This window comes from Proteiniborus ethanoligenes (assembly GCF_900107485.1).
Classification (GTDB): domain Bacteria; phylum Bacillota; class Clostridia; order Tissierellales; family Proteiniboraceae; genus Proteiniborus; species Proteiniborus ethanoligenes.
This window is the reverse complement of sequence record NZ_FNQE01000010.1, coordinates 15,591-27,968: the sequence shown is the minus strand read 5'-3', so window position 1 is coordinate 27,968 and position 12,378 is coordinate 15,591. Positions and strand designations below refer to the sequence as shown.

Annotated in this window: 12 protein-coding genes; all 12 read left to right on the top strand. The window is 34.4% G+C overall.

Annotation, left to right across the window (positions count from 1 at the left end; genetic code table 11):
• Positions 1 to 11: 11 nt before the first annotated feature.
• Complete coding sequence (locus tag BLV37_RS05445; protein ID WP_091728396.1) at positions 12 to 485, top strand: (2Fe-2S)-binding protein; 474 nt, start codon at positions 12 to 14, stop codon at positions 483 to 485.
• A 1-nt stretch (position 486) separates the two neighbouring features.
• The gene (locus BLV37_RS15510; RefSeq protein ID WP_342026595.1) at positions 487 to 1,764 is read left to right on the top strand and encodes a xanthine dehydrogenase family protein molybdopterin-binding subunit; all 1,278 of its coding nucleotides are present in this window, start codon (positions 487 to 489) and stop codon (positions 1,762 to 1,764) included.
• A complete protein-coding gene (locus BLV37_RS15505) occupies positions 1,761 to 2,744 on the top strand; it encodes a xanthine dehydrogenase family protein molybdopterin-binding subunit (RefSeq protein WP_342026594.1) in 984 nt (327 codons plus the stop codon). The genes BLV37_RS15510 and BLV37_RS15505 overlap by 4 nt, the downstream gene beginning before the upstream one ends.
• Positions 2,745 to 2,870: 126 nt before the next feature.
• On the top strand, positions 2,871 to 4,601 hold the full coding sequence (ade, locus tag BLV37_RS05430) for an adenine deaminase (RefSeq protein ID WP_091728388.1): 1,731 nt from the start codon (positions 2,871 to 2,873) through the stop codon (positions 4,599 to 4,601).
• Positions 4,602 to 4,683: 82 nt separating this feature from the next.
• Positions 4,684 to 6,264 (top strand): methyl-accepting chemotaxis protein, encoded by a 1,581-nt coding sequence (locus tag BLV37_RS05425; RefSeq protein WP_091728386.1) that lies wholly within the window; start codon positions 4,684 to 4,686, stop codon positions 6,262 to 6,264.
• A 149-nt stretch (positions 6,265 to 6,413) separates the two neighbouring features.
• Positions 6,414 to 7,433 carry a molybdopterin-binding protein gene (locus BLV37_RS05420; protein ID WP_091728383.1) on the top strand — a complete coding sequence of 340 codons (1,020 nt, stop codon included), beginning with the start codon at positions 6,414 to 6,416 and terminating at the stop codon, positions 7,431 to 7,433.
• Positions 7,434 to 7,441: 8 nt separating this feature from the next.
• Positions 7,442 to 8,191 (top strand): selenium cofactor biosynthesis protein YqeC, encoded by a 750-nt coding sequence (gene yqeC, locus BLV37_RS05415; RefSeq protein ID WP_176967881.1) that lies wholly within the window; start codon positions 7,442 to 7,444, stop codon positions 8,189 to 8,191.
• Between the two features lie 12 nt (positions 8,192 to 8,203).
• Positions 8,204 to 8,791 carry a molybdenum cofactor cytidylyltransferase gene (gene mocA / locus BLV37_RS05410; RefSeq protein ID WP_091728378.1) on the top strand — a complete coding sequence of 196 codons (588 nt, stop codon included), beginning with the start codon at positions 8,204 to 8,206 and terminating at the stop codon, positions 8,789 to 8,791.
• Complete coding sequence (gene yqeB, locus BLV37_RS05405) at positions 8,788 to 9,594, top strand: selenium-dependent molybdenum cofactor biosynthesis protein YqeB (RefSeq protein WP_091728375.1); 807 nt, start codon at positions 8,788 to 8,790, stop codon at positions 9,592 to 9,594. Before mocA ends, yqeB begins: the two co-directional genes overlap by 4 nt.
• Positions 9,595 to 9,635: 41 nt before the next feature.
• Entirely contained in the window at positions 9,636 to 10,451 is an 816-nt protein-coding gene (locus BLV37_RS05400) for an XdhC family protein (protein ID WP_091728372.1), read from the top strand.
• Between the two features lie 129 nt (positions 10,452 to 10,580).
• Positions 10,581 to 11,732 carry an aminotransferase class V-fold PLP-dependent enzyme gene (locus BLV37_RS05395; protein WP_483145408.1) on the top strand — a complete coding sequence of 384 codons (1,152 nt, stop codon included), beginning with the start codon at positions 10,581 to 10,583 and terminating at the stop codon, positions 11,730 to 11,732.
• 127 nt (positions 11,733 to 11,859) lie between these two features.
• A complete protein-coding gene (locus tag BLV37_RS05390) occupies positions 11,860 to 12,369 on the top strand; it encodes a DUF4446 family protein (protein WP_091728366.1) in 510 nt (169 codons plus the stop codon).
• Positions 12,370 to 12,378: the final 9 nt, after the last annotated feature.

Below are 12,378 nucleotides of genomic sequence, written 5' to 3'. Positions count from 1 at the left end.
AGGTGAAAGCTATGAAAACAATAGAACTTAATGTAAATAGAAAGACCTATAGGGTAGAAGTTGAAGAGGATATGAGGCTTATAGATGTTTTAAGAGATAAGCTTGGACTTATAGGTACTAAGGAAGGATGTGGAGAAGGTGAATGCGGAGCCTGTACAGTAATTATGGATGGCGAAGCAGTAGCCTCATGCTTAGTAATGGGATTTCAAGCTGAGGGAAGTGAAATCGTTACCATAGAAGGCTTAGGAGACGAAAATGGCATAGATCCTATTCAACAAGCCTTCTTAGATGAAGGTGCTGTTCAATGTGGATTTTGTATTCCGGGCATGGTGCTATCTGCCAAATCCTTATTAGACAAAAACTCCTCTCCAACAAGAAAAGATATTAGAGAAGCAATATCAGGAAACCTCTGTCGTTGTACTGGCTATAACAAAATTGTAAATGCAGTTGAAAAGGCTGCAAAAGATTTACAGGGAGGGAAGTAAGGTGAAGCTAGATGTTGTAGGGAAAAGTGTAATAAGAGTAGATGGCCTTTCTAAAGTAACAGGAAAAGCCGTGTATCCCCAAGACATATATATAGAAGGAATGCTTTATGGAAAAACCTTAAGATCTACTAAGCCCCATGCGTATTTTAAGCTAGATATTTCTGAGGCCTTAGGCATAGATGGAGTAGTTCAGATATTAACTGCAAAGGATGTGCCAGGGGTAAATAGCCATGGTGTTTTATTTAAAGACCATGAGGTTCTCTGCAATAAAAAAGTAAGAAGAATAGGAGACCCAATAGCTTTTGTAGTAGCTAATACAGAAAAAATAGCAGAAAAGGCATTAAAGGCTATAAAAGTAGAATATGAAGAGTTGGAGGCAGTTTTTGACCCTTCAGAAGGAATGAAGGAAACTGCACCACAGATACATGAAGGAAATAGCAACATAGTTTATCACTACAAGCTTAGAAAAGGAAATATGGAAGAAGCATTTAAAAAGTGTGATGTAATAGTAGAAAATGAATACTTTGTGCCTATGGTTGACCATGTATTTTTACAGCCAGAAGCGGGAGTAGCATATATGGAAGAGGACGGTACTATAGTAGTAGCTGTTGCAACTCAATATCCACATTTTGACCAATTGGAAGTAGCAGAAGCTATGGGAGTGCCACCCCATATGGTAAAGATAATTAATCCTGCAGTTGGAGGAGCTTTTGGTGGAAGAGAAGATATTACTATGCAAATACACTTAGCAATGGCTGCGAAGATCACAGGCAAGCCAGTAAAAGCTATATACTCGAGAGAAGAATCCTTTGACGCTCATTGTAAGAGACATTCTGTTAAGATGAAATATAAGACTGGTGCTACCAAGGATGGAAAGCTATTAGCTATGGAAGCCATATTAATTGGAGATACAGGGGCTTATGCTTCTTGGGCTATTAATGTCATGAGAAAAGCTGGAGTTCATGCCACAGGTCCTTATGAAATACCAAATATAAAGGTTGATAGCTATTCAGTATATACAAACAATCCATTTGCAGGAGCAATGAGAGGTTTCGGAGCAACTCAAGTACCTATAGCACATGAGCAGCAAATGGATATGCTTGCAGAAAAGCTAAATATAGATCCTATCACCTTTAGATTAAAGAACATATTTAAGGTAGGCTCAGAAACGGCTACTGGACAAATATTAGACGAAAGTGTTCCATTAGATAAATGCATAGAAGAAGTGGAAAAGAAAATGAACTTTATAGAAAGATTCAAAGGTGGTGTAGCCCAATGAAAAAAAGAGGAATAGGATTTGCGACAATGTTTTATGGAACAGGATATGGTAATGGATTTCCAGACGTTTCAAATGCTATTGCAGAGCTAAGACATGATGGTAATATAGCAATATACGTTGGAGCTACAGAGGTTGGGCAAGGTGCTAAGACAATAATGAGTCAAATACCAGCAGAGGTTTTAGGTATAGGAGTAGAAAATATAGTGTTTATATGTGAGGATACTAGTATAACACCAGATGCAGGCACTGCAGCCGCAAGTAGACAGACCTATAATACAGGAAATGCAATAAAAAAAGCTGCAGAAGCACTAAAAGAAGAAATTATTAAGATTTCAGTCGAAATACTAGGAGTAAATAGTGATACAGGCTTAGCTATGAAAAATGGAAGTGTATATATAAAAACCTTCCCAAGCAAAAATGTAACCTTCAAAGAAATAGCTCAAAAAATTGGTGATGAACCATTAAGAAAAGAAGCTACCTTTATAGCCCATTCTACTCAAATGGATGATGAAACAGGCCAAGGCTCACCATATTGGCCATATACATTTGGAGCATGTGGAGTAGAGGTAGAGGTGGATACGGAAACTGGAGTTGTTGAAATATTAAAAGCTACAGTTGCTCAAGATGTGGGCAAGGCTATTAATCCTACATTAGTTGAAGGTCAAATAGATGGTGGATTTGCCATGGGATATGGCTATGCAATAATGGAAAATCTAAATGTAGTTAAAGGACAAATAAAGAACAACAGATTTACTAATTATTTAATACCAACCTCTATGGATATGCCAGAGGTAGATAAGATTATTGTTGAGGATCCAGAATCTACAGCTCCATATGGAGCAAAGGGAATAGGAGAGCCTGTGCTAATCTATGTAGCTCCTGCAATATTAAATGCAATATATAATGCAGTTGGAGTTAGAATGACTGAGATTCCTGTTACCCCAGAAAAGCTAATAAAAGCTTTAAATGAAAATAAATAATTATTAAGAAGCAAATAAATACATGAGAACATAGAATGAAGGAGCTGTATTTAAATCCTTAGTTGTAACGTAATTGGTTTTAATATAGCTCCTTGTTAAATATATGTTTTGGAAGGAGGTAATAAAATGAAGGGAGAAATAAAAAAGAAAATAGACCTAGCATATGGCAGAATGAAACCAGAATTAGTTCTTAAAAATGCAAGAATCGTAAACGTATTTTCACACGAAATAGTAGATGGAGATATAGCCATACACGAAGGAGAAATCGTAGGTATAGGTAATTATTTTGGGGAAAAAGAAATAGATGTAGAGGGAAGGTTTGTTGCTCCAGGACTTATTGATGGACATGTTCACATAGAATCTGCAATGGTATCACCACCACAGTTTGCTAGAGCAGTAGTACCAAGGGGTACTACAACAATTATAGCAGACCCACATGAAATAGCTAATGTAAAAGGATTAGAGGGTATCAAATACATGATGGAGGCAAGTGAAGGATTACCTTTAAATGCATATTTTATGCTGCCCTCCTGTGTTCCTGCCACATCCTTTGAAACCTCAGGAGCAGAGCTATTAGCAGAAGATTTAAAAGAGCTAATTGGAAATGAGAGAATACTAGGTTTAGGGGAGCTAATGAACTATCCTGGTGTCATTGCAGGAGATGATGATATTGTCGACAAGATTCAATTGTCAAAAGAACATAGTAAGATAATAGATGGTCATGGACCAGAAATAAAAAACAAGGAATTAAATGCTTATGTAGCAGCAGGAGTTCTTACAGAGCATGAATGCTCTACAGTAGAAGAAATGATGAACAGGCTTAGACTTGGAATGTACATTTTAGTCAGACAGGGGTCTGCTGCAAGAAACCTAAAGGAATTGGTTAGGGGCTTAAAAAGAGAGAATATGAGAAGATGTTTATTTTGTACAGATGATAAGCATCCTGAGGATATACTCTTAACAGGACATATAGATAATAATGTGAGGCTTGCTATTAAAAATGGTATAGACCCAATATCAGCTATCCAAATGGCTACAATAAATGCTGCTGAATGCTATGGTCTTAAAAAGCTAGGAGCCATAGCACCAGGATATATTGCAGATATTATAATAATAGATGATCTAAAGGATTTTAATGTGCTTCAAGTCTTTAAAAATGGTAGGCTTGTAGCAGAAAATAAAGAGCCCTTATTTAATGTAAAGGATTTTGACAATTCAAATGTTGTTGATACAGTGAGAATAAAACCTGTAACCAAGGATGATTTAAGGATAAAAAACCACACAGATATAGCAAATGTTATGAGATTATCATCACATAGCTTATTTACCCAAAGAGTGGTCAGAAAAATAAGCACTAAAGATGGGGAGTTCGTGAATAACGAAAAATTAGATATATTAAAGTTGGCTGTTATCGAAAGACATAATGCTACTGGTAATATTGGATTAGGGTTAGTTGAAGATTTCAGGCTGAAAAATGGAGCAATAGCACTTACAATAGCTCATGATTCTCATAATCTAATAGTAATTGGAGACAATGATGAAGATATGCTATTAGCTATAGATAAGGTTGCTAAAGTTGGTGGAGGTATTACCATAGCATCTAAAGGAGAAATCCTTAAGACCTTAGAGCTTCCAATAGCTGGGATTATATCAGATGAGCCTATGGAAGTAGTAAATGAAAAGCTTAAAGAAATGCTTAAGATAGCATATGAACATCTTAACGTAAACAAAGATATAGATCCATTTATGACATTATCCTTTTTAGCTTTACCAGTTATACCTGAAATTAAAGTAACGGATTTAGGCTTGTTTGATGTTTCAAGATTTGATTTTATGGATTTAGAAGTTAAAGAATAATCTTTATAAAAGGGAATGCCGTCATTCCCTTTTATGGATATAGAATAGGGAGAAACTTGTTCTTACACAAGGGGGGACTATTTTGAAGAATAAAAACAGTATAGGAAGTATTAAAATATTCATCATATTGTTAATATGCTTAGGGCCAATAGTATTTTTGGCTACAATTCTAAATAGCTGGGTATTTAGCATTTTATCTACTTTAATTGTTTCACTAATAGCTACATTAATTATTAATAAGCTTTTAAATAAGACTTTAGAGCAGATACTTTATTTTATTAAAAGCATGAATAAAAATGACCTAATGATAAAAATAGATGAAAGGCTTAAGAACTCAGATAATGAGATATTAAAAGAAATCAATACTATGTTTGAAGAGACAAAGTCAAATTTCAAGCGACAGGTAAACATAGCAACTAAAATACTTGCAGTATCTGAACAAATAGGAAGCATTTCAGATGAAACACAATCAGCAATGGAAATAGTTGCTGCATCTGCTGAAACTACAAGTCAAAGCAGTGAAAGGCAATTTGTTATGTTGAATAATGTATCTGAAAAAACCAGAGACATAGTTAATACATTAAATGAAATAAATGTGGAAATGGAAGGAACTGCAGTATTTACTACAGAATCCATTAAAGGAGTTCAATTAGGGATACAGGATATTAATGGAGTTAAAGAAAGGGTAATGATTACAAGAGATTCAGTAAAAAGCACTGCAACTAATGTGGATAAATTAAGAATTTATTCAGAAGATGTAGTTAAGATGATCGACTTAATCAACACAATTGCAGAGCAAACAAATATGCTAGCATTAAATGCTTCTATAGAAGCAGCAAGAGCTGGCGAGCATGGCAAGGGCTTTGCAGTAGTAGCTACAGAAGTAAGTAAGCTATCAAAAGAAACCAGCGAAGCTTCAGCAAAGATAGAAGAAGTAATATCTACATTGAAAGAAGAAATATTAAACATTTCAAAATCTATGGAAGAGGAAACCATCCATGTTGAAGAGGAGTATAATGCTATAGAAAAGGCTATAAATAACTTCAGCAAAATACAAAACTCCCTAGAAGAAAGCGTTAAAAAAATTAATACTATGAGCAAGAACATAAATAATATTAGCATAAAAAGCAATGAGGTAGAAGAAAGTGTATGTGAGGTAACGGAATTTTCAAAGGAAATAAATTCAGAGATGCAAGAAACCTCTGCTCAGACTATTTTACAAAATGAAAAAATGATATCCTTAAACAAAATTATTGAGGACCTGAAAAACACTGCAGATGAAATGCAGCAATATGTAACAAGCAGAGTAATGGAAGGCAAAATGCTAAAGGATGTAGAGTACATATTAAATACTGCTAAAGGTAAGGATGTAGATAACAGCCTAATGAGTACTATGCTTAAAGAAACAGGAGTAGATGTCATATATATTACAGACAATAAGGGCGAAATTAGATACTGTAATGAAAAGGAATCTATTGGACTAAATCTTTATAAAATAGACTCAACCTATGATTATTTAAGAACTAGAGCAAAGCCCTATATTACAACACCTATTAAGAGAAGAGTAGAGGATAATCAGCTATTTAAATTTCTTGCCATGATTGATGAAAGTGGTATAATATATCAAGTAGGGTTATCTATCGATTCCCTATTAAAGTTTTAGCATGGAATGCACATAAAAGCGTACAATATGTACGCTTTGTAATCAACGGCGTTATACATTCAAATAGACACCGCTATTTAGAGCTTGCATGTAGATTAAAAAAATATATAAAATATAAAAATGACATTTTTAAAACGAGGAGGATAAATATGAAAAAGGTTAAGGTAGAAGATGCGGTAGGAATGGTATTAGCACACGATTTAACAAAAATAGTTCCAGGACAATTCAAGGGAGCAGCATATAAAAAAGGACATATAATACAGCTAGAGGATATAGACAAGCTAAAGGACATGGGCAAAAACCATATAAATGTAATAGAGCTTACAGATAATGATATCCATGAAGATGATGCGGCCATAAGAATAGGAAAAGCTATATCAGGCTATAAGGTATATAATACTCAGCCCTCTGAAGGAAAAGTAACTGTTAAAGCTGAGGAAAGAGGTCTATTAAAGATTAATGTAAAGGCATTAGAATTAGTTAATGATATTGAATTTATTATAATTGCAGCTCTTCATAATAATACTGTAGTTGAAAAGGACCAAGCAGTTGTAGGAACAAGGATTATACCCCTTACTATAGAGAAAGAAAGAATAGAAAAGATAGAGGAAATTTGCAAGGAACTAGGAAGTATAGTTTCTGTAAAAGAACTAAAACCACTAAAGGCAGGCATCGTAGTTACAGGGTCCGAAGTATATGATGGAAGAATAAAGGATAAATTTGGGCCAGTGCTTGAAGAAAAAGTAAAGCACTATGGAGGCTTGTCTATAGGCGTTAAATATGCATCAGATAATAGTCAAATGATAGAGGATACTATAAAGGCTTTTATAGAGGAGGGTGCAGATGTAATACTAACATCTGGTGGAATGTCTGTGGATGCAGATGATGTAACTCCTACAGCTATAAAAAACATATCAGATAGAGTAATAACCTACGGTGCTCCAGTATTGCCAGGCTCAATGTTCATGCTAGCATACAAAGGAGACACTCCCATACTTGGAGTACCAGCATGTGGAATGTATCATAAAACAACAGTTTTAGACCTAGTTTTGCCAAGGATAATGGCTGGAGAAGTGCTTAATAGAAAGGATATAACTAGCCTTGGACATGGAGGCCTTTGCTTAAACTGTCCAGTATGCCAATATCCAGTGTGCCCATTTGGGAAATAGGTAAAAGCATGCGAATTATTAAACTTTTTGACATAAAAGAAAATAAAAGAGAAATGATATCTATTGTTGGTGGCGGGGGAAAAACTACAACTGTTTTCAAACTAGCTAACGAGCTTAGGGCTTTAGATAAAAGGGTCTTAGTTACTACCACAACAGCTATGTACAATCCAAGTAAAGAGCTATATAATAGCTTAGTCTTATTAGACAAGCACCAGAAAATATATAAGGACTGGAGCAAGGGAACTATTATTGTATTAGGTAGATGCATTTCAGTAGAGAATAAGCTTTTGGGAGTAGACAGTAATGTTCTTGATGAGTTATATAATGAAAAATTATTTGACTATATTTTAGTAGAGGCTGATGGTTCTAAAAAAAAGCCTATAAAGGCTCCTGGAAGTCATGAGCCTGTTATACCTAGCCAAACTAGTAAAACCATAGGTGTAATAGGAATGGATTCTCTTGAAAAAAGCATTGATGAAAATAATGTTCATAGAGCAGAGCTATTTTCTCAAATAACTAATAGCAGAATAGGAGACTTAATAACAAAGGATATAATATGTAGATTGGTTATATCTAAGGATGGATTATTTAAAGGCTTGCCTTTAAATAGCAAGAAATATTTACTATTAAATAAAGCAGATAGGGAAGAACAAATTGAACAAGCTAAGAGCATAGCTTATATGATTAGAAAAGCTAATATTATTATAGATGGAATCATAGCAGGAAGTATGAAAAACGAGAGGCTTAATATGGTTTAAGAAGGTGTTAAAATGATAATTGGCATAATAATGGCTTCAGGATTTTCTACAAGAATGAATAGAGATAAGCTAACTCTTACTATTGATGGAGAGCCTGTTATAGAAAGAGTGATAAAGGCTGCAAAGGCTTCTAAGCTAGGTGAGATATTATTAGTTTATCAAAAAGATGAAGTCAAGGACATAGGGTTAAAGCATGGAATCAAAACAATTTTAAATCAAAACCCAGAGAAGGGGCAAAGTCAGTCTATGAAGCTAGGAATAAAAGCTTCTGCCCCGGAAGCAAAAGGGTATATGTTTATTGTTGGAGATCAGCCGCTGTTAAACTCTCAAACAATAGATATTTTAATAGATGCATTTAATCATAATGATAAAGAAATAGTAGTCCCAATATACAATAAGAAAAATGGCAGTCCAACTATATTTTCTTCAAAGCTGAGAAACAAGCTCCTAAGAGTAGAAGGAGATAAAGGTGGAAGGGAAATAATTGAGGAGATGAAGAACAAGGTAGAGTTTATCCATATAAAAGACTATAAGGCTGGACTGGACATGGACACTTGGGAAGAATATGAACAAATTAACAGAATGGGGATGAAGAAATGAATGAAGATATAGTAGTAGCAATAAAAGGCGGAGGAGATATTGCAACAGGAATAGCACACAAGCTCTATAGAAGTGGGCTCAGAGTATTGATCATGGAAATATCTAAGCCTACGGTTATAAGAAGAACAGTATCTTTTGCCCAAGCCATATTTGAAGAGGAGTATATAGTTGAAGGAGTAAAAGCAAAAAAAGTTAATGAGAAAGAAGAAATATTAACATGCTGGGAGAAAGGAATTATACCTGTTCTAATAGATGAGGAAATGAAAATATTACAAGATATAAAAGCAGATGTATTTGTAGATGCAACAATTGCTAAGAAAAACTTAGGGATAAATAAAAGTCTAGCTCCAATTACTATTGCTGCAGGCCCTGGCTTTGAGGCAGGTGTAGATGTAGATGCTGTAATTGAAACTAATAGAGGACACTATTTAGGCTCCTTGATATTTGAAGGGTTTGCTGAGCCAGACTCTGGGATACCAGGTATTATAAATGGGTATGGAAAAGAGAGAGTAATAAAGGCCCCCGCTTGCGGAATTATAAAACATGCATCAAAAATAGGAGATATAGTTAAAAAAGATGATATAATTGCATATACAGGAGATGTACCTGTAAGGGCTACTATAGATGGAGTCTTAAGAGGCCTTATAATGGAAGGCTTAGAAGTGGTAAAAGGCTTTAAAATAGCAGATGTAGATCCTAGGGGAATTAAAGAATATTGCTATTCAATATCGGAAAAAGCTAGAGCTGTAGGTGGAGGAGTACTTGAAGCAATATTATATTTAAACAGAGAAAGAAACAAATAATGAGAACCTACTGTACACTATAAAAACACAGGAGGCATAGTATGGAACAAAAGGTTTTAGAGAAGATAACAGAGCAAATAAAAGAAAATAAGTCTGTAGCACTTGCTACCATCATCAATGTAGAAGGCTCTATTCCAGGTAAAAAGGGGGGCATGATGGCAGTATTCAAAGATGGAACTACCTTTGGAACAGTGGGGGGAGGAAAGGTTGAGCTACTGACAATAAACTCTGCTAAAGCATGCATAGAATCAGGAGAAAGCAAGCTGTTTTCATTTGGGCTAAATGATGAACCAGGTGGAATACAGATGCAATGTGGAGGAAGAGTAGAAGTATTTATTAAAGTATTTATTCCAGAGCATAGACTTATTATTGTAGGTGGGGGTCATTTAGGACATAGTCTATACAAGCTAGGAAAGTTTTTGAACTTTCATACCGTAATCTTTGATGAAAGAGAAGAATATTGTTGCGTAGAAAGATTTCCAGACGCAGATGAGCTTTATCCTGGAAATATCGAAGAAGGTCTTAAAAATTATAATATAGATGAAAATTGCTATATTATAATAGTTACACATGGTCATAAGTATGACGAATTGGCTTTAAAAGCCGTTCTGGATAGAGGAGCAAAATATATTGGAATGGTAGGGAGTGTAAAGAAGACAAAACACATTATGGATGTTATGAGAAGCTTAGGTATACCTAAGGAAACCTTAGAAACGGTATATTCTCCAGTAGGCATAGATTTAGGTGGTCAATCTCCTCAAGATATTGCATTAGGTATAATGGCTGAAATTATTCTCGTTAAAAACAACGGAAGGCTAGAACATACAAAGAATACTAGGAAAGTAGATATTGTGTAAACTGAGGTTTTTTTATGAGTATTGTAATAGGGGATGAATATAATATATTATAAGTATATAAAAGCCTCTATGAAAGCATTAGGGATTAAGGAAGCTTTTCTGTTCGTTATAAAAAGAATCACCTTGGAGGTGTTAACCTTGATATATTTAGATAACGCAGCAACATCTTTTCCAAAGCCAGATATAGTGTATGAAGCCATAATGGATGCAATGAGAGAATACGGGGCAAACCCTGGTAGATCAGGTCATAAATTAGCCTTAAAAGCAGGCAGAGCTATTTATGAAACAAGGGAGCTTCTAGCTGCATTTTTTAATATAGAAGACCCTATGAGAATAATATTTACTCCCAATGCTACTGATGGACTAAATCTTGGAATTAAAGGACTGCTAAAGCCAGGAGATCATGTAATAACCACATCTATGGAGCATAATTCAGTGCTACGTCCATTAAAAGCCTTAGAAAAAATAGGTGTAAAGACTACAATAGTACAATGCGATGAAGAAGGAAGCGTTGACACTAGAGATATTGAAGAAGCCATTAATCAAAATACAAAATTAATCCTGACAACACATGCATCTAATGTGACGGGAACAATATTTCCCATAAAGGCAATTGGGGATATTGCAAAAAAACATAAATTAGTTTATATGGTAGATGCAGCTCAAACTGCAGGAGTATATCCTATTGATGTAGCAAATATGAATATAGATATATTAGCCTTTCCTGGACATAAAAGCTTACTAGGTCCTCAAGGAACTGGTGGAATATATATAAGAGAAGGTATTGAAATAGGAAATATAAAAGAAGGTGGAACAGGTAGCAAATCTGACTCTTTAATACAGCCCGAAATCTATCCAGATAAGCTTGAAAGTGGAACACCAAATATGCCTGGAATAGTGGGATTAGGTGCAGGCTTAAAATACATTGTAGATAGAGGAATAGAAGATATTAGGGAGCATGAAAGGAAATTAACAAAAATTTTCATAGATGGGCTTAAGGAAATTAAGGATGTAAAAATTTATGGACCTTGTGATGTAGATAAACAGGCACCAGTAGTATCTATTAATATTGGAGAAGAGGATTCCTCAGAGGTAAGCTATATATTAGATCAGGTTTTTGATATTGCAGTCAGACCAGGTCTACATTGTGCACCTCTTGCACATAAAACCATAGGCTGCTATGAACAAGGCTGTGTTAGATTTAGTATAGGACCATTTAATACTGTTAAGGATATAGAAACTGCTCTAGAGGCAGTAAATAGTATTTCAAGGGAAATCTAATGAAAGAAGGAAATCAAGTCCTTCTTTTAATTTATTTTAATCAAAAATTAATTTATAAGCAGGAATTTCCGTATTATAATAGAATACATGAAACAGAACATAGTTGTAATTAGAGAAAGGAGAAATTATGGAATTTATATTTAATTTTTTTACTGAACATATTGTAGAAATAGTCATAGTAATGTCTTTATTTAATGTTTTGTTATTGTTATTATACATAATCAGAGGAATAAGAATTTCTAGCATCACTAAAAAGTATAATCGTTTAGTAGGAGATTCAGACACCAATTCATTAGAGACCATACTCTTAAATTATATTGATGAAATTAAAGATGCAAAGGGAGAAATGCTAGAGCTAAAAAAATATATTGAAAATCTCAATGACAGATTAGAACTTTGCCTCCAGAGAATTGGATTTATAAGATATAATGCATTTAATGATATGGGAAGTGATTTAAGCTTTTCAATAGCGTTATTAGATGATAAACTGGATGGATTTGTAATAACTAGCATATATGGAAGAGATGAAAGCAACACTTATGCAAAGCCTATACTTAAGGGTGAGTCTACCTATCCATTATCTGTTGAAGAAATGCAGGCTTTAGATAGAGCAAAGAGACAATCCTTATCAAGATAAAATATGGAA